This window comes from Veillonella sp. AF36-20BH (genome assembly GCF_003602765.1).
Lineage (GTDB): Bacteria > Bacillota > Negativicutes > Veillonellales > Veillonellaceae > Veillonella > Veillonella hominis.
Map to the genome: position 1 here is coordinate 1 of NZ_QTLR01000003.1, position 19,073 is coordinate 19,073.

Annotated in this window: 20 protein-coding genes; 1 reads left to right on the top strand and 19 read right to left on the bottom strand. The window is 39.0% G+C overall.

Annotated features, from left to right (window positions below):
- Positions 1–110 precede the first annotated feature (110 nt).
- The 18 genes from eno to nth form a co-directional block, all read right to left on the bottom strand.
- Complete coding sequence (gene eno / locus DW000_RS04285) at positions 111–1,394, bottom strand: phosphopyruvate hydratase (protein ID WP_120055285.1); 1,284 nt, start codon at positions 1,392–1,394, stop codon at positions 111–113.
- 117 nt (positions 1,395–1,511) lie between these two features.
- Positions 1,512–3,038: a 2,3-bisphosphoglycerate-independent phosphoglycerate mutase gene (gene gpmI, locus DW000_RS04290; RefSeq protein WP_120055287.1), complete on the bottom strand. Its 1,527-nt coding sequence runs from the start codon at positions 3,036–3,038 to the stop codon at positions 1,512–1,514.
- Between the two features lie 13 nt (positions 3,039–3,051).
- Positions 3,052–3,822: a triose-phosphate isomerase gene (gene tpiA, locus DW000_RS04295; RefSeq protein ID WP_024061891.1), complete on the bottom strand. Its 771-nt coding sequence runs from the start codon at positions 3,820–3,822 to the stop codon at positions 3,052–3,054.
- A gap of 1 nt (position 3,823) precedes the next feature.
- A complete protein-coding gene (locus DW000_RS04300) occupies positions 3,824–5,002 on the bottom strand; it encodes a phosphoglycerate kinase (protein WP_120055289.1) in 1,179 nt (392 codons plus the stop codon).
- Positions 5,003–5,015: 13 nt separating this feature from the next.
- A complete protein-coding gene (gap, locus tag DW000_RS04305; protein ID WP_004697289.1) occupies positions 5,016–6,026 on the bottom strand; it encodes a type I glyceraldehyde-3-phosphate dehydrogenase in 1,011 nt (336 codons plus the stop codon).
- 67 nt (positions 6,027–6,093) lie between these two features.
- Positions 6,094–7,119, bottom strand: coding sequence for a sugar-binding domain-containing protein (locus DW000_RS04310; protein ID WP_008714121.1), 1,026 nt, complete (start codon positions 7,117–7,119; stop codon positions 6,094–6,096).
- A 239-nt stretch (positions 7,120–7,358) separates the two neighbouring features.
- Positions 7,359–7,985 carry a uracil phosphoribosyltransferase gene (gene upp, locus DW000_RS04315; protein ID WP_008601199.1) on the bottom strand — a complete coding sequence of 209 codons (627 nt, stop codon included), beginning with the start codon at positions 7,983–7,985 and terminating at the stop codon, positions 7,359–7,361.
- A gap of 184 nt (positions 7,986–8,169) precedes the next feature.
- Entirely contained in the window at positions 8,170–9,402 is a 1,233-nt protein-coding gene (gene glyA / locus DW000_RS04320) for a serine hydroxymethyltransferase (RefSeq protein ID WP_101928355.1), read from the bottom strand.
- Between the two features lie 46 nt (positions 9,403–9,448).
- Positions 9,449–9,886 carry a ribose 5-phosphate isomerase B gene (gene rpiB, locus DW000_RS04325; protein WP_004696955.1) on the bottom strand — a complete coding sequence of 146 codons (438 nt, stop codon included), beginning with the start codon at positions 9,884–9,886 and terminating at the stop codon, positions 9,449–9,451.
- 11 nt (positions 9,887–9,897) lie between these two features.
- Complete coding sequence (locus DW000_RS04330; protein ID WP_120055291.1) at positions 9,898–10,344, bottom strand: low molecular weight protein arginine phosphatase; 447 nt, start codon at positions 10,342–10,344, stop codon at positions 9,898–9,900.
- A gap of 112 nt (positions 10,345–10,456) precedes the next feature.
- Positions 10,457–11,488: an L-threonylcarbamoyladenylate synthase gene (locus tag DW000_RS04335; protein WP_120055293.1), complete on the bottom strand. Its 1,032-nt coding sequence runs from the start codon at positions 11,486–11,488 to the stop codon at positions 10,457–10,459.
- 1 nt (position 11,489) lies between these two features.
- Positions 11,490–12,359 (bottom strand): peptide chain release factor N(5)-glutamine methyltransferase, encoded by an 870-nt coding sequence (gene prmC / locus DW000_RS04340; protein ID WP_120055295.1) that lies wholly within the window; start codon positions 12,357–12,359, stop codon positions 11,490–11,492.
- Entirely contained in the window at positions 12,352–13,434 is a 1,083-nt protein-coding gene (gene prfA, locus DW000_RS04345; RefSeq protein ID WP_120055297.1) for a peptide chain release factor 1, read from the bottom strand. Before prfA ends, prmC begins: the two co-directional genes overlap by 8 nt.
- Positions 13,435–13,436: 2 nt before the next feature.
- The gene (locus DW000_RS04350; protein ID WP_120055299.1) at positions 13,437–14,342 is read right to left on the bottom strand and encodes a DUF1385 domain-containing protein; all 906 of its coding nucleotides are present in this window, start codon (positions 14,340–14,342) and stop codon (positions 13,437–13,439) included.
- A 57-nt stretch (positions 14,343–14,399) separates the two neighbouring features.
- Positions 14,400–14,597, bottom strand: a complete 198-nt coding sequence (gene rpmE, locus DW000_RS04355; protein WP_004696185.1) for a 50S ribosomal protein L31 — start codon at positions 14,595–14,597, stop codon at positions 14,400–14,402.
- Between the two features lie 79 nt (positions 14,598–14,676).
- Positions 14,677–14,946 carry a PC4/YdbC family ssDNA-binding protein gene (locus DW000_RS04360; protein WP_004696187.1) on the bottom strand — a complete coding sequence of 90 codons (270 nt, stop codon included), beginning with the start codon at positions 14,944–14,946 and terminating at the stop codon, positions 14,677–14,679.
- Between the two features lie 104 nt (positions 14,947–15,050).
- The gene (locus DW000_RS04365) at positions 15,051–16,496 is read right to left on the bottom strand and encodes a hypothetical protein (RefSeq protein WP_120055301.1); all 1,446 of its coding nucleotides are present in this window, start codon (positions 16,494–16,496) and stop codon (positions 15,051–15,053) included.
- Between the two features lies 1 nt (position 16,497).
- Positions 16,498–17,133 carry an endonuclease III gene (nth, locus tag DW000_RS04370; RefSeq protein ID WP_118091303.1) on the bottom strand — a complete coding sequence of 212 codons (636 nt, stop codon included), beginning with the start codon at positions 17,131–17,133 and terminating at the stop codon, positions 16,498–16,500.
- A 123-nt stretch (positions 17,134–17,256) separates the two neighbouring features.
- Here nth and DW000_RS04375 point away from each other — a divergent pair, with 123 nt between their 5' ends.
- Positions 17,257–17,526: a DUF896 domain-containing protein gene (locus DW000_RS04375; protein WP_120055303.1), complete on the top strand. Its 270-nt coding sequence runs from the start codon at positions 17,257–17,259 to the stop codon at positions 17,524–17,526.
- Between the two features lie 59 nt (positions 17,527–17,585).
- Here the strand turns inward: DW000_RS04375 and DW000_RS04380 are convergent, their stop codons facing one another.
- Positions 17,586–18,833: an aminotransferase class I/II-fold pyridoxal phosphate-dependent enzyme gene (locus DW000_RS04380; RefSeq protein ID WP_120055305.1), complete on the bottom strand. Its 1,248-nt coding sequence runs from the start codon at positions 18,831–18,833 to the stop codon at positions 17,586–17,588.
- Between the last annotated feature and the right edge of the window lie 240 nt (positions 18,834–19,073).

Here is a 19,073-nt window from a genome sequence, read left to right on the forward strand (position 1 = left end):
AGATCTCCAATATGAGTCTTTTTATTTGTCGCAATATATTTTACAATTCATCACATACAAAAAAGGCGCCCCAAAGGGCGCCCTTATTGGACTATTAGATATAACGTATCTTATTTTAAGTTATAAAAAACGTCATTACCTTTATATTGAGCTGTTTCGTATAACATTTCTTCAATGCGAAGTAATTGATTATATTTTGCTACACGTTCAGAACGAGCCGGTGCGCCAGTCTTGATTTGACCAGCATTTACAGCTACAGCAATATCAGCAATGAATGTATCTGCAGTTTCACCAGAGCGGTGAGATACTACGCAAGTGTAACCAGCACGTTTAGCAAGTTCCATAGCATCAAAAGCTTCAGTGAGAGTACCGATTTGATTAACTTTTACAAGAATAGAATTACCTACACCAAGCTCAATACCACGAGCCAAACGTTTTGTGTTAGTCACAAATAAATCATCACCAACAAGTTGTACGCGGTCACCAAGGCGGTCTGTCAACAATTTCCAGCCTTCCCAATCTTCTTCAGCAAGACCATCTTCGATGGATACAATTGGGTATTTACCTACTAGGTATTCGTAAAAGTCTACCATTTCAGCAGCTGTTTTAACTTTGCCTTCGCCAGCTAGATTGTATTTACCATCTTCGTAGAATTCAGAAGATGCAGAATCAAGTGCCAATTTGAAATCTTTTCCTGGTTCATAACCAGCAGCTTTAATAGCTTCACAAATTACTTCTAATGCTTCTTCATTAGATGACAAGTTAGGTGCGAAACCACCTTCATCACCTACTGCAGTACTAAGACCTTTATTGTGAAGTACGGATTTCAAAGTATGGTATACTTCTGCACAGCTACGAAGAGCTTCTGCAAAAGATTTAGCGCCTACAGGCATGATCATGAATTCTTGAATATCTACGTTGTTATCTGCATGTGCGCCACCATTCAAGATATTCATCATAGGAACTGGCAACTCTTTAGCATTGAAGCCACCAAGATATACAAATAATGGCAAGTCCAAAGATTCAGCCGCCGCACGAGCTACTGCCATTGATACGCCAAGAATTGCATTTGCACCAAGGTTAGATTTATTGTCTGTACCGTCAAGTTGCAACATCAAGTTATCGATTGCCACTTGTTCTGTAGCGTCATAACCGATAAGTGCAGGACCAATTTTAGCATTTACATTATCGATAGCTTTTAAAACACCTTTACCGGAGTAACGGGATTTATCTCCATCCCGTAATTCTACGGCTTCAAACATACCTGTGGAAGCACCAGATGGAACAGCTGCTGTCGCAATAGTACCATCTTCTAAACATACTTCAACTTCAACTGTTGGATTACCGCGGGAATCTAAAATCTCTCTTGCAATGACTTGTTCAATTACTGCCATTTTTTCACCTCATATAATCTAATGGAATAACTGCCATCTGACAGCCATTATATATATTGAGCTAAACCTTATAGGCTTATAACTCTAATTAACTACTAATATAGTGAAAGCTCCATATTATGCTTTATGTACCAAGCTGTGACCTGTCATAGCTTTTGGTTGTTGTATCCCAGCTAAATCTAATAATGTAGGAGCAATGTCACATAATTTACCAGCTTCTAATGTAGCTGTTTTTAAACTGTCGCTCATTAAAATTAAAGGAACCAAGTTCGTTGTATGTGCCGTATGTACCTTACCTGTTTCATGGTTAACCATAAGCTCTGCATTACCATGATCTGCTGTAACTAACAGATGACCTTTCTTGCTACGAATAGCCTCCACGATACGACCTAAACAAGTATCTACTGCTTGAACCGCTTTAACGGCAGCTTCAAAGCTACCAGTATGACCAACCATATCTGGATTTGCAAAGTTCAAGATGATCATGTCATATGTTTCATCTTGTATTGCTTGTACAACCTTATCGGTCACTTCATAAGCGCTCATTTCTGGTTGTAAATCATAGGTGGCCACTTGAGGGGATTTTACGAGAATGCGGTCCTCCCCTTCAAAGGGTTCCTCTTCACCGCCATTAAAGAAATATGTAACATGAGCATACTTTTCTGTTTCCGCGATGCGCAATTGGCGATAACCACCTATACTTAGAACTTCACCTAATGTTTCAGATAATGTATCCTTTTGATACACAATATGTACGGGCAAACCATCCTCGTATTTTGTCATAGTTGCCATATATATAGATAGTGGCTCCCGTTTAAAGCCATCAAAATCAGGTAACACTAGTGCCTTTGTAAGTTCACGACCACGGTCTGGGCGGAAGTTACAGAATATAACCGCATCTCCATCTTTGATAGTCCCTGCAGCATCAATCACCGTAGGAAGTACAAACTCATCTGCCGCATCTTTATCATAAGACTGTTGCACTGCTTCACATGCAGATGTAGCTATTTCACCTTGACCATGTACGATGGCATTATATGCCAATTCAACGCGGTCCCAACGATTATCGCGGTCCATTGCATAATAGCGACCACTAACTGTAGCAATTTTACCACAATTGAGATCAGCCATATACGTTTCTAAGTCCTTTAAATAGCCTTGTGCACATTGTGGAGCTACATCACGACCATCGAGCAAAGCATGGACATACACATGCTCGATTCCATTATCATGAGCCCCCTTGATGACTGCCTTAATATGATCTAAGGAGCAATGCACATTGCCATCTGAAACTAGGCCTATAAGATGTAAGCTTTGCTTCTTAGCTACTTCGTATAGTTCCTTCATAACAGGGCGATTATAAAACTCACCAGACTCGACATCTTTAGTAATACGAGTCAAATCTTGATACACTATGCGACCAGAGCCAAGATTTAAATGGCCAACTTCAGAATTTCCCATTTGACCTTCTGGAAGGCCTACCGCAAGCCCTGATGCTTCTAATGTTGTATGTGGATACATATCCCATAATCGATTAAAACAGAGCGGCTTCGCCTGTACTACAGCATTGGTTGTGTCTGATTTATCCCCCAAGCCAAAGCCATCTAGGATGACTAGCATTACGGGAGCCTCTAATTTAGCCATTTGTAACCTCATATTAAGCGCTTACTTGGTTTGCAGCTTTAATAATATCAATAAATTCATCGACCACAAGTGATGCACCACCTACGAGAGCACCGTCAATATTAGGCTCTCCAAGGATTTCTAGTGCATTTTCTGATTTAACGCTACCACCATACTGGATGCGTACTGCATCGGCAGTTTCATTATCATATAAAGATCGAATGTAATTGCGGATTTCTTTGCATACCTCTTCAGCTTGATCAGCCGTTGCTGTCTTGCCCGTACCGATAGCCCAAATTGGTTCGTACGCAATGATTAATTGACTGACTTGTTCTTTCGGAATATCAGCCAAAGCCCCTTTTAGTTGAGACGTAATCCAATCAAGTGTATGACCCGTTTCACGATGTTCTAAACTTTCACCAACACAGACAATAGGATTCAAATTATGATGAAATGCACTTTTAATTTTTGCATTAACGGTCTCATCTGTTTCGCCATAATATTCACGGCGCTCAGAGTGACCGATGATTACATAATTAACGCCTACTTCTGTAAGCATAAGTGGTGAAATCTCACCAGTAAACGCACCAGCATCATGATAATCCATAGTTTGTGCACCTACTTCAATAGCTGTATTTTTCGTCAATACTACAGCACGTTCGATAGCTGTAAAAGGCGGACATACAACTACATCACAGGACAATTCCATATCTTGTAACACGCTGTTAAACGCTTCGATCAGAATTGATCCAGATGCAATGGTGCCATTCATTTTCCAATTCCCTGCAATAATGGGTTTTCTCATATTATGCCTCGGACAATGCAGCAATACCCGGTAGGATTTTGCCTTCTAAGAATTCTAAAGATGCACCGCCACCTGTGGAGATGTGGCTAATTTTATCTGCTAAACCACTTTTTTCAATGGCTGCTACAGAGTCGCCACCACCAACGATAGTCATCGCATCAGATTCAGCTACAGCTTTCGCTACTGCATTTGTACCAGCTGCAAAGTTTTCCATTTCAAATACGCCCATAGGACCATTCCAAATAATAGTCTTCATTGGCGCCAATGCTTCTACATAAAGTTCGCGGGTTTTAGGCCCAATATCTAATATCATCCAGCCATCTTCGATTTGATCAACATCAGCGATTTTAGTATTAGCATCGTTGCTGAAAGCATCTGCTACTACAGCATCAATAGGTGTTAGTAATTTAGCACCTGCTACACGAGCTTCCATAACAAGGTCTGTAGCGATAACTTCTTGACCTTCTTCAAATAAGGAGCTACCAATATTGCAACCTTGCGCTTTAATGAACGCATTAGCCATACCACCGCCGATGATCATTACATCAACTTTAGGCAATAAGTTAGAAATAACGGAGATTTTATCTGTAACTTTCGCGCCACCAATAATAGCTGCCATAGGTGTTTTGGGATGTACTATAGCTGCACTTAATGCGTCAATTTCTTTTTTGAGCAAGAAACCTGCTGCCATAGGGATATAATCAGCAATACCGACTACAGATGCCGCATTACGGTGAGATACACCAAACGCATCATTGATAGCAACATCTGCAAGAGATGCCAATTGCTTAGCAAACTCAGGGTCATTTTTAGTTTCTTCATTGTGGTAACGCAAATTTTCAAGCATCAATACATCACCAGATTGTAATGCTTTTACAGCTTCTTCAACTTTAGGACCAATACAGTCATCTACGAATGCTACAGACTTGTTGATAAGGTCAGATAAATGCTTAGCACATGGTGCCAAAGACATTTCTGGTTTGCGTTCTCCCTTAGGACGACCAAAGTGAGAAGCAAGGATAACCTTTGCCCCTTTTTCGATTAAGTAATTGATAGTAGGTAATGCACTACGAATACGAGTGTCATCAGTGATGACACCGTCTTTCATAGGAACATTAAAATCAACACGAACAAATACTGTTTTATTAGCTACTTGTAAACCTTCAATTGTTTGTTTCATCAAAGCCTCCTGATTATAAGCCTTTGCTTGCTACAAATGCGGCCATGTCGATAAGACGTTCGGAGTAACCCCATTCGTTGTCATACCAAGAAACAACTTTTACCATGTTGCCATCCATAACCATTGTCAAATCAGCATCAACAATGGAGCTACGAGGATCAGAGCTGAAATCACAGGATACCAATGGTACATCAGATACACCAAGAATACCTTTTAATTCACCGGCTGCTGCTTTGCGAAATGCTTCGTTGATTTCTTCTTTAGTAGCCGGTTTTTCAAGTTCGCAAACAAGATCTGTAGCAGATACGTCTGGAGTAGGAACGCGCAATGCAAAACCATCTAATTTACCTTTTAATTGAGGCAATACTTTAGCAACAGCTTTCGCTGCACCAGTTGTTGTAGGAATGATGGACATTGCTGCAGCACGAGCACGGCGAGGGTCTTTATGACGTGCATCAAGAATTTTTTGGTCATTAGTGTAGGAATGAATTGTAGTCATCATACCGCGTTTGATACCGAATTCATCACATAATACTTTAGCAAATGGAGCCAAGCAATTTGTTGTACAAGATGCATTAGAGATAATGTGATGTTTTGCAGGATCATACATATCTTGGTTAACACCCATAACCATAGTTAAGTCTTCGTTTTTACCAGGTGCAGAGATTAATACTTTTTTTACAGTAGGTTGATTCAAATGAACCTTTGCTTCCTCTGCATCACGGTATTTACCAGTACATTCCATAACAATTTCTACGCCTTCTTCAGACCATGGTAATTTAGAAGCGTCGCGGTCATGGAATACACGGATTTTTTTACCATCAACGTAGATATTTTCTTCATCAAATGTTACTTCATTAGGAATTGTACCGTGTACGGAATCGTATTTTAACAATAATGCAGTACCTTCATTATCACCAGTTGCATTAATTGCCACTACATCCACATCAGGATTATTAATCGCTGCGCGAACTACACATTTACCAATACGACCAAATCCGTTAATACCAACTTTTACTGCCATTGTTAGATCCTCCTAATAACAAAAATTCTAACCAAATTCAAACTAAAATTTATAACTACTAATTCGCCTATAAGGCAGAAATTTGTAACAATTGACGCATACCTTCGGCTGCTTGCTCATCAATGATAAGTATCCCTTTCTGGCAAGCTCGCATCACACCTATAATAGCGCTCGCTTTTTCTTGTCCGCCAGCTACAGCAATAACATTGGGAACCTTTACTACATCGGGAAGTGATAAACCAATATTATTAGTAGAATAAATTAACTTACCCTCAATGTCACAATATTGGCCAAGTGCTTCACCTACCGCATGATTATCTACCAACTGCTTACGCACATCATCGGCAATATGGCGCTGATCCGCCATGCGCATTGCAGTACCAATACCAAATAATAGTACGTCAGTCCTACTAATGAGGTCTCCAATTTCTTTAATTTGTGGTTCACAAGTCATGAGCATATGTAATGAGTCTTGTGAAAGTCCATCAGGTAAATGGAGCATCTTATAGGAACCACTTAGTCGTTCAGCAAGCACCGAAGCAATTACATTAGCTTGGTATTCCACTACTTCACCAACGCCACCACGGGCTGGTACCACAGTAGGATTGAAAGGTAAGATAGGCATTTCTTCAGCTATTGCTGCCATGGTGCTACCGCCACTGATGGCTACTACTGCATTAGGTTTCAATAGGTCTTGCAATAACTTTGCCGCTGTAAAGCCTAACTTTTTAACCATCAAGGTTCCTTCTGTAGGTGTAATAACAACTCTATCGATATGAAGTGCTTCAGTCAATCGATGTTCTAGCTCGTTAATACGATCTAGCTCATTTAAAAAATTTCGTAACTTTGGAACAATTGCATGTCCCTCATCAGTGAGAAAAATCCCTGGTTTATAAATGTCTACAAGACCATTAGCACGCATTAACTCAATATGACTTCTTACGGTTCGCTCTGGAAGATCCGTTGCGGTAGCTAATGTTCTACGGCCTATAGGCTCTTCATAAACAAGGTGGTTTAGTATTTTGTATCGCTCCTTCAATACGCTAACAATTTCAGGAACAATACGTTCACATATCATTAGAAATTCGTTCATCGGGTCCCTCCTTTACCCGTTGGGATTACATGAATCGTTTTTCGTCCCATGTGAACAAAATCCGTCCCACCTAAAATAAAAAAATACTTTTACACTTGTATTGTATACCTTATGTAATTTTTATTCAACCCTAAATAAGAGAAAACGACATACGCCTTAGATAATTTGTTATTATTTCAAATCTAATAATATGTCGTCATGTCCCCTTATTATATTCTAATATGTCGTTTTATTGTATTTTATTTTGTACCGAAGATACGGTCACCTGCATCCCCTAAGCCAGGCAAGATGTAACCATGATCATTAAGCTTTTCATCAAGTGCTGCTACATAAATAGGAACATCTGGATGTTCTTTATTTACTGCTTCTACCCCTTCAGGAGCAGCTACTAAGCACATTAATTTAATATGTTTAGCACCTTTTTCTTTTAGCAATGTAATCGCTGCAGCTGCACTACCACCAGTAGCAAGCATTGGATCAGTTACGATGAAGTCGCGTTCTCCTACGTCAGATGGTAGTTTACAGTAGTATTCTACTGGTTTCAAAGTTTCAGGATCACGGTACAAACCAATATGACCAACTTTTGCAGTTGGAATTAAACTAAGCATACCATTTACCATACCTAGACCAGCGCGAAGAATTGGAATAATACCCAGTTTTTTACCTGCAATTCGTTTGCCAGTCATTTTAGTTAGTGGTGTTTCTACCTCCACATCCTCAAGTGGTAAGTTGCGTGTAATTTCATACCCCATCAACATAGTAATTTCATCAAGTAGTTCTCTGAAATCTTTAGAGCCTGTTTGTACGTCACGCATCAATGTAACTTTGTGTTGAATCAATGGATGTGTCATAACATTAACTTTCATGACTGTCCTCCTATAAAACAATATACATATCCCATTCTAGCGATTAACTATCATATTTACTCTATCACAGATTAGAAAATCATGCCATAAAAATATTGAAAGGGATGTGCCGATGGCACACCCCTTTTACACTACCTATAAACTTATAGGACTATAAATATATATTTAATATTAATACAATCGATTAGTACAATGGATACGCTTCACAAAGTGCAGCAACACGTTTACTAGCTTCTTCATGGAGCGATTTATCCTCAGGATTTTTAAGAACCACTGCAATAATATCGGCAATTTCTTCCATATCTTTCACTTGCAAACCACGTGTTGTAAGAGCTGGCGTACCAAGGCGAATACCACTTGTTACAAATGGGCTAGCTGGATCAAATGGAATTGTATTTTTATTACATGTAATACCTACTTCATCGAGTAAGTGTTCAGCTTCTTTACCAGTTAAACCAGTATTACGAACATCTACAAGCATAACATGAGTATCTGTACCGCCAGAAACAATTGTTAAGCCCTTTTCTTGTAATGCTGCAGCCAGCGCTTTTGCATTGTCGATGACTTGTTGTGCATATACTTTGAACTCAGGTTGTAAAGCTTCACCAAATGCTACAGCTTTAGCAGCGATAACATGCATCAAAGGACCACCTTGGATGCCAGGGAAGATGGCTTTATCGATTGCTTTAGCATACTTTTCTTTGCAAAGAATCATACCACCACGAGGGCCACGCAATGTTTTATGAGTTGTTGTAGTAACGATATCTGCATATTCCACAGGGTTTGGATGTAAACCAGCTGCTACAAGTCCAGCAAAGTGAGCCATATCTACCATGAAAATAGCATCTACTTCGTGTGCCACTTCAGCCATTTTCTTAAAGTCGATTTGACGGCTATAAGCACTACCACCAGCGATAATCAACTTAGGTTTTGCTTCCAATACAATTTTACGGAACTCATCGTAGTCGATTTGTTGTGTTTCAGCATCTACACCATAAGGTACTACATTGAAATATGTACCAGATACGTTAACTGGAGAACCATGAGTCAAATGACCGCCGTGGGACAAGTTCATACCCACAATAGTATCACCTGGTTGTAATAATGCGAAATACACGCCAAAGTTTGCTTGAGAACCAGAGTGAGGTTGTACATTAGCATGTTCTGCACCGAACAGGCGTTTTGCACGTTCGATAGCCAATGTTTCAATAACATCAACATTTTCACAACCGCCATAATAGCGTTTGCCAGGATACCCTTCTGCATATTTGTTAGTCAATACGCTACCTTGAGCTTCCATTACAGCTTGAGAAACAAAATTTTCAGAAGCAATCATTTCTAATTTATCGCGTTGGCGTGCTAACTCTTGGTTGATAACAGCTTGAATATTAGGGTCTTGTTTTTCTAAGAAACTCATGAGTATCCTCCTCATATAGAACAACTATCTATAAAGTAATGATGTATTATTTCTCTAATGCTTTTATTTTCTCTACACGACGTGCATGACGTCCACCTTCAAACTCAGTTTCCATAAAAATGGTTACAATATCGTTAGCAAGGCCTGGTCCAATAACGCGTTCACCCATAGTAAGGATGTTCGCATCATTATGTTCACGACATGCGTGAGCAGAAAATGTATCATGACAAAGAGCAGCGCGAATGCCCGCTATCTTATTTGCTGCAATACCGATACCGATACCAGTACCACAAATCAAAATACCGCGATCTGCTTGACCAGATACAACTGCATTTGCTACAGGTACTGCAATATCAGGATAGTCACAAGACTCAGCTGAATAACAACCAAAATCCTCTACTTCATGTCCCAATGCACTCAATACTTCTTTAACAGATTCCTTCAGATTTAATCCGCCATGATCACAACCGATTGCAACTTTCATAATTTCATCTCCTACGCCTTCTGAGGCACTGATGTAAGACCGGCCTCTACTAAGTGATAAATTTGTTCCGCACATTGATTATATACGGTTTGGTCAGATCCATATGGGTCCGTAACATCACCATCTAGACCACCCCACTCGGAAATCGTTTTGATTTTACTTTCCTCAAATGGGAATTGGCGAAGCAGTACAGATTTGTGATCTTTCGTCATACCAATGATAAGATCTGCTGCATTCACGAGTTCCATCGTCAATGGTCTCGATTCATGATCAGAAATATCTGCAATGGAACGGACGGCTTCCACGGCTTGTTCAGTTGGTTTTGCGCCATAAGCGGCAAATAACCCAGCCGATACAGTGGTAACATCCTTATGTTGCTCCGCTGCAAGTGCCCGTGTAATACCTTCAGCCATAGGGCTACGGCAAGTGTTACCGGTACACACAAATAAAATATTCATAATAACATCCTTACTTAATCACATTTTGTGATTACTTTATACATTATAGCAAATCCATCCAATATGTAAAGACATATTTCTATTATCAGTGGACATTTTTATGCTAGTAAATTTACTTATAAATGATATGATGGCTCGATGCCTTCTCCATACGATTCATAATAGCAACACCAAAACCGTCATCATCAACACCTTCTGCCAAGATTAGGGTAACATGCTTTTCATTAAAATGTAATAGACTTTTGTAAAAGTCATGACCTAATGATAAAGCATCACTATGATGGCCAAAACAATGGCATATAAAGCGTGTATCCCCTTTAATCAGGTCGTACGTTTCATGACTTACCAAACAACCTATGGGACCTTCTACCTCTGCAGAAAGCTCTTTGAAAGTACTTGCTACACCTTCTGGACTACCTACAACAACTGTCATAGGTACATCAGGAGCATAATGCGTATACTTCATACCGGGAGCCTTTGGCTTAGTGTTAGCATTAACTAGAGCAGTATCATACTCAACCGTAGACACAACATTTTCAAGCTGTGCTTTTGTAATTCCACCAGGTCTCAATATAATGACCTTATCATCATGGACTTCCACAACAGTAGACTCTACACCAATCGTACATGAACCAGCATCTAAAATATAGGAAATACGGTCCTTCATATCATGATAAACATCTTGTGCCGTTGTGGGACTTGGCCGTCCAGATATATTAGCACTAGGAGCCGCTATAGGTACACCAGCACGCTCTAATAAAGCTCGACAAAGCTCATGATCAGGGCAACGTAAAGCAACACGAGGTAATCCGCCTGTAGCACGATCTGGCACTAAATCTGATTTAGGCAATGTGATTGTCAACGGACCAGGCCAAAACGTATCCATTAATAATTGTGCCGTATTTGAAACCTCTGTTACTAAAGGTTTTATACTTTCACTATTAGGAACATGTAAAATAAGTGGATTATCGGAAGGGCGACCTTTAGCGGTGTAGATTTTATCCATCGCCTCCGGATCTAACCCATTAGCACCTAATCCATATACAGTTTCTGTAGGAATGGACACTAATTCGCCATTACGTAAAGCGCGAGCAAGCATATCTAGTTCTTGATCTGATGGATTTGTAATAATTTGAGTATCCATATTATCCCTCATACACAGCTATTATAACGCGATCATTTCCACCAAGGTCAGTAATACATCGAATATTAGAATACTGCCCTGTTTCCTCTAATAAAGACTTTACAGCCTCAGCTTGATCAAAACCTATTTCAAAAGCTATACGGCCTTGCGATTTTAAATATATACCGCATGATTTAGTCAAAATACGATAAAAATCAAGTCCATCTTCACCACCAAATAAGGCAATATGAGGCTCATTTAACACGTCCTGAGACAATAATTTAGCATCCCCTGTACGGATATATGGTGGGTTCGATACGATGAGGTCAAACTTCTCAGTTTTACCTACCAAACCAGAAAACATATCGGATTCTATAAATTGAACACGATCATTTAAATTAAACCTTTCACAGTTTTTCTCAGCCACTGACAAAGCATCGGTAGATATTTCAAGTCCTACTCCACACGCATTCGGCAAGTAGTGTAATAGACTTAACAATATCGTACCAGGACCTGTACATACATCGAGGACACGCATATCGCTATCTTTTGGATATGTGCCTAGTACATACTCAATCAAAGTTTCTGTATCAGGTCGAGGAATCAATACTTTATCATTCACCTTAAAGGTCAACCCCATAAAGTCCTTTTCCCCAATGATAGCCGCTACACAATGCCCCTTAGCCCGTTGTTGAACGAGAGGTCTAAAGGCATCGAGTTCATCTTGAATAAGCGGTTGGTCATAATGGGTATATAGATAAATCCGATCTTTACCTAAAACGTGAGAAAGCAGTACTTCCCCATCAAGTCGAGGTGTATCCATCTCCTTGCTTTGAAAGTACTGCTCTGTCCACTGGAGAATACGACCGATTGTCCAAATCTCCTTATGCATTTGTATTGGCCTCCTGCATTTTTGCCGCTTGGTCTACAGCATTTAAGGCTTGAATAATTTCATCAAGATCGCCATTTAAAATAGCATCTAATTTATATAATGTTAAATTAATACGATGATCTGTGACGCGTCCTTGTGGGTAATTATAGGTGCGAATACGTTCACTACGATCACCTGTACCGACTTGACTCTTACGATCTGCAGCCATACTAGAAATGGCCTCTTGTTCAGCTTGATCCTGTAACTTAGCACGTAATACACGCATAGCTTTTTCACGGTTTTGTAATTGAGATCGTTGATCTTGACACGCTACAACGATACCAGATGGTAAGTGTGTAATACGAACAGCAGACTCAGTTTTATTGATATGCTGACCACCGGCACCACTCGCACGATATGTATCAATTTTTAAATCTTTTTCATTAACTTCAATATCAACATCTTCCATCTCTGGCAATACGGCTACTGTAACTGTAGATGTATGTACACGGCCTTGTGTTTCTGTAGCCGGTACACGTTGTACACGATGTACACCAGATTCAAATTTCATCTTAGAGTATACATTTTCACCATCCACAGAGAAAATAACCTCTTTAAAGCCACCAAGCTCTGGTTCATTAGCATCGATAATCTCACAACGCCAGCCTTGGCTTTCCGCATATTTTGTGTACATCCGGAACAAGTCGCCTGCAAATAATGCAGCTTCATCACCGCCAGCGCCCCCGCGAATCTCAATGATAATATTTTTATCATCATTAGGATCCTTAGGCAATAATAGAACTTGCAACTTTTCTTCCAATTCCTCTTTTTGAGGTTTTAACTCTTTCAATTCCTCTTGAGCCATTTCTCGGAATTCTTCGTCCATGGATTTATCTTCAATAACTTCCATAGCTTCATCAATACCAGATAAAACTTTTTTGTAAGTACGGAACGTTTCAACGGTTTCAGATAATTGAGCATGTTGACGGGTCAATTTACGCCATTCATCTTGGCGAGCAATGACCTCTGGGTCACTAATGCGCTGCTCAAGATCCATAAATTTATCTTCAATAACTTGTAATTTATCAACTAACATGTTTATTCCTCTTCATATGCGTCACTCTCAGGCGGACGGACCTCTTCTAAAGCTCGTATAGCAACTTCAATTTGATCATCTTCTGGTTCACGCGTTGTCATATATTGTAACGCAAGACCTGGTTTAATAAGAGCTTTCACAAAAGAATGATCGCTACGTCCAGCAAGACGAATTACCTCGTACGCAATACCAGCTACTACAGGCATAAGGAGTACGCGGCTCACGATACGTTCCAACAAATTGGGCCAACCCAAGAAAGCAAATACAAAGATACTAACTACCATAACAATAAGTAAGAAATTTGTACCACATCGCGCATGCAAGCGACTTTGTTGGCGAACGTTTTCTACAGTTAAAGGCAAATCTAATTCATAAGTATGAATCGTTTTATGCTCTGCCCCATGATATTGGAAAACTCGTTGAATATCCTTCGTAAGACCAATCCCCCAAATATAAAGTAAGAAAAGTATTAAACGAATGACACCTTCAATGAGATTTAATACTATATGATTATCCTGTACACCAGGAATAAATTTTACGATAAATGTAGGCAATGCCAAAAACACAGCTATCGCAAACAGTGTAGAAATGACCATGGTAATGGCGATTTCACTATTAGACATTTCTTCCTCTTCATCGCCAGCAGCCTTAGCAGAGAAGGATAAAGCCTTCATGCCTATCACTAGAGATTCATAGAGAGCTACACAGCCACGAAGAAATGGTTTTTTCAATATTGGATATGTGTCAGCAATGGACTTTGTAGCCTCTTTTTGAACTACAATAGTTCCCGCAGGCTCACGTACGGCAGTTGCCGTATAGCCAGGGCCTCTCATCATGACACCTTCGATCACAGCCTGTCCTCCGACAAACTTTTTTATACGTTCTCTGTTCACAAGATCTCCTCTCATAAACAAATATAGGCAGAGCCAACAGCCCTGCCAATACATGTTACATTACAATACAAATTATTTGCCGTAACGTTTGTTAAATTGTTCAATACGACCACGAGCTTGAGCCGCACGTTGTTGACCAGTGAAGAACGGATGGCATTTGGAGCAAACGTCTACACGAAGGTCTTCTTTTACAGAGCCAGTTTTGAATGTGTTGCCACAACCGCAAGTTACTGTAGCTTCTTTATAGTCTGGATGAATACCTTGTTTCATTCTATACACCTCTTTCCAGCAATCAATATTATTCTTATAGATTATAGCATGACACCTGTACAAATGCAAGTAACCAATACTATTCCTTGGACGCTTGCTTTTCTTCAATAGCCTCAGCTAAAATAGCTTCCAAGTCACTTTCGTTGAGGATGTCACGCAATGCAATAAGCTCCTCTAAAGAAAGGGTAATACCTTTTTTCATGCTTGTATATTCACTATCCCAAGCACGAAGATCAAACTTAGGATTGTATTTTCCCCAACTAGTACATGTTAATTGTTTTTTCCAACCATCTTTATCTTCAGATAAAGTACCAATAACCTTGAAGATTTCAAAATTAATAACTGCCATAGGTCCTCCTTTCTTACATATTCATATGCTATGTTTCGTATCTACTATATTTAGTAGTTTATATTTTTTAGGATACGATATATTTTAAACCAAAATTATATGATTTACAATTCTTTTTTATAGTCACTATAATCTTCAATATCAATAGAAGCTGTAGGTGGCATAACTTGTGCCCCTAATGAATCTACGGTCTCTTTCCAACTCCTTGTAGCCTCCGTAACAGCCTTGATATATGCCTCGTCAGCAGCCTGTACAGATTTAATTAGTTGGGCTTCATTCTTTACATCTAATACGCGACGACGTACGCTACTAAGCATATAGCCAAAGGATTCATCTGTTTGAACGAGCATGGAGATTTCTTGAATCAATGTTTGACCCGTAGTGCTGCAGAAATAGGCATACCACATATATGCTAATTCAGCATCTGGGAACATCCAGTACATATCATCTACAGGCACTTCTGTCGTAATATCTACATCAATATGATTAGTATGACGTTTAAAAGTAAGAAAATAAGCTCCACTTTCAATAAGAGCAGTGCGACCTAATTCAGATACACGGCTATCAATGCAATAAATACCATCTTGACCTAAGGCTACGTCCGTTTGACCGCCGGGCAACAAAATAGAACGCAAGGACAAGCCATAATTTAATACCGTAAATACTGGCAATTGCGCAAATACACCATGAGGTAATGGAATATAATTAATTGTTTTCCACTCATCCCCTACACGTTCACGAAGACCAACACGCATTTTTTTTACATCGTATTTACCATATACGATTTCATAAGCCCCTAATGGAGTCCATTCTCGTATAGCTTCTACTCGTTTTTGGTTCAAGAAAAATTGCAACGCCATATTATTTAAGCCCAATTGATTTTGTGCCATTGTAGCAGGTAAGAATAATTGAGCAGTCCCTTCTGGAACCAAGTTATGTAATCCGTTAGCGACCTCTTCTACAATATCTTCAGAGGATTGGAACATACCAACTGTGCCTGTAAAGATATGATCAAAATAGCTACGATGAGGCCATTGATTAATGATTTGAGCCATCGGATATAAACGTGTCAAAATGCTATAACACACGGGAGATGCCGTATACAGAACGACTTTTTTATCTTCATAAGATTGAAGAATCTCTTCAACCATGCCTGCATATTCTTCTACATAAGCATACAGAACCAATTCTCCCGTTTTACTATGAGCTTCGATACTTTCACGAACAGGAGTTTCCCAAATAGTGCCTACATCTAGACCTTCTAAAATGCCTGTGTCACTAATAAAATCAAACAATTCCACTCTAAAGGATGGTCCATAAAGAGCTTGGAATGTATTCAAATCATATGGTACAGGACCAAAGGATTCTACTGTGGATTTTTCTGCTAACGCATATAAATCATCTGCCGTTACCCCCCACTCACGGGAGCTAGCATTACTAGAAATCAATTGATCTAGCACTTTAAAACGCATTAACTCATTTACAATATCAATTCCCTCAATACCATGATTAGCACAAAGGGCAATAAATTCTTCGTTATTTACTTTCATATTAAACCTTTCCGGCTGAAGGACATAGATGATTTAAAAAACATTCATTACACAAAGGCTTACGAGCCTTACACACTCTACGGCCATGATAGATTAACCAGTGGTGTGCAGCAGCCCAATCCTTTTTTGGAATTGCCTTTTGTAACTTTTGTTCCATCTCTTCTGGCGTCTTAGCAATACCTAATTTTAATCGGTTAGACACGCGAAATACATGTGTATCTACCGCAATGGCTGGTGTACCAAATAAAACGGATACCACAACATTTGCTGTTTTACGCCCCACACCAGGCAATTCAACGAGTTGATCAAACTCACGAGGCACCTCTCCATGATATTGTTCAACTAAAATTTGACAAGTAGCAATTAAGTTTTTTGCCTTGGACTTATAAAGGCCGCAATCTTTAATGAGAGTCTCTAACTTAGCAACTCCGATTTCAAGCATCTTTGCAGGATGATTAAGTTCTGGGAACAGTCGTTTAGTAACAATATTAACCCGTTCATCCGTACATTGTGCAGACAAAACTACAGCAACTAATAATTCAAATTCATTTGTATACTCAAGGGCAGGTTTTGCATCAAAATAATGCTCTTGTAACAGTTTCAACTGCTCTGCCTTTATCGCTTTTGTTACACGCATACAGTTCTCCTTTCTCACCTGTGAAAGTACAGACGCGTACAACTTATATCTTACCATACGTATTCATTAAGTTCTATGTTATAATAAAACATGCTATTCTAATATAGAATACAGGAGGCGCATATGAGTCATATTAACGATACATTAAAACGAATAAATGAACTAGCTGCAAAGAAAAAATCTGGGCAAGAATTAACACCAGAGGAATTAGCAGAAAAAAAAGAATTATACGAAATCTACTTAAGCTTCATTCGTGGTCAAATTACAAGCACCTTGGATCGCGTTGAGTTTGTAGACCCAGATACAGGTGAAAGAACCGCTCCTAAACGAGCTCTTGAAAACTTGGCCAAAGAAGCTGAGCAAAACATTAAGGAACATAAGGATATTCATTAATATAAAAAGCCACTTGATACGTGTATCAAGTGGCTTTAAATATAAGTTTTACTTATCGATTATAATTTGCCAAGACGTTTCATAGCGGTATAAATTTTTCCTGCAAGTCCTGTCATTTGTTTTTTAGGAATACCACAGGCAGCTATACGAATACCATTTGCTAATGCAATAATATAAATATGTTCTTTCTTCAACTCTTCACAGATAGCATTTGCAGAGTCTGTAGGAATTGTAATAAAGAAACCACCGCGGTAAGGTAACATGGGAAGTCCCACTTGCGCTGCTTCTTGTTTAAAGATATCAGCACGATCGCGAATTAATTGATAATAGCAATTGCGTTCAGCTTCATATTCTTTAAACTTAGCTTGATCAGCCACAATATTAGCCATTGTACGCATTGCGGGACGACAAATATTGGACCATGTGGCACGACTTGTAGATTTGTTAACTTCAAAAAACTCATCAGCTATTTCTTCATCGTCAGAGATCCCAATCATCGCACCAACGCGCTGACCATACATAGTGAATCCTTTAGATAAGCTATAACACACACAGGTGAGTATTTCTTTTGGTAAATGACTAAATTTATTGAAGAACGCACGTACCTCATCTTTTTCACCAGAGTAATCAAGATATGCTACATCAATACCAATAATCACATTATTTCGACCAATAGCAACTAAATCCTTCAGGAAATTAAGGATAGAATCCCAATCTTTATCCTCAATAGAGTAGCCGGTTGGGTTATTACCAGGTGTATTAAAGATAACAACCACATTTGTTTGTTTAGCCGCCAATTCGTTTACACGATTTTGGAATGCTTCATGATTAAAGTTATTATGTTCATCAAATAAGGAATACGTAACTAGTGTACGTCCAGTATCACTACAAATAACACGGTATGCACCCCAGTACCAATCCGCTGTTAATACTTCATCACCAGGCTCTGTATAGTTATGAATCAAATGATGAATGCCACCAGTGCCACCTGCGGTAGCAATGCTACGAATATGACCTTCTGGACGGAAATTTCCAAAACATTCTTTTTCAGCAGCACACAAAAAATCTGGAATACCCGCAATTGGTGCATAACCAACATGTTCACAATCCGAAAGACTCAAATATTCTTCTTTAACGGTCTTAAGAAAAACTAAGTTTCCCTCTTCATCATGAATAGCACCCAACGTACCATTTACAACATTCTCACGGCCATTTTCTTTAGCATCAGCTTGAGCTTGACCAGCAGTTACGAAGATCACATCTTTTAATTTTTTTCCTTTTGCATGCTTTGCAGCAACACTTGTCATAACTAGCACCATCCTATCTGAAATGAATATTACATATTTATCATACCTAAACTAATTTAAATATACAACGTATATTCAGTAAATATATTGTATACATAGAAGATTTAACTAACTATTAGTAACTCAACACTTATTAAATATATATAGAATATATTAAGTACCTTATTTAGGAAGAATAATTAACAAATATACAATAAAACAGTAAATATATAAAAAAAGACCACTCAAAAGAGTGGTCAT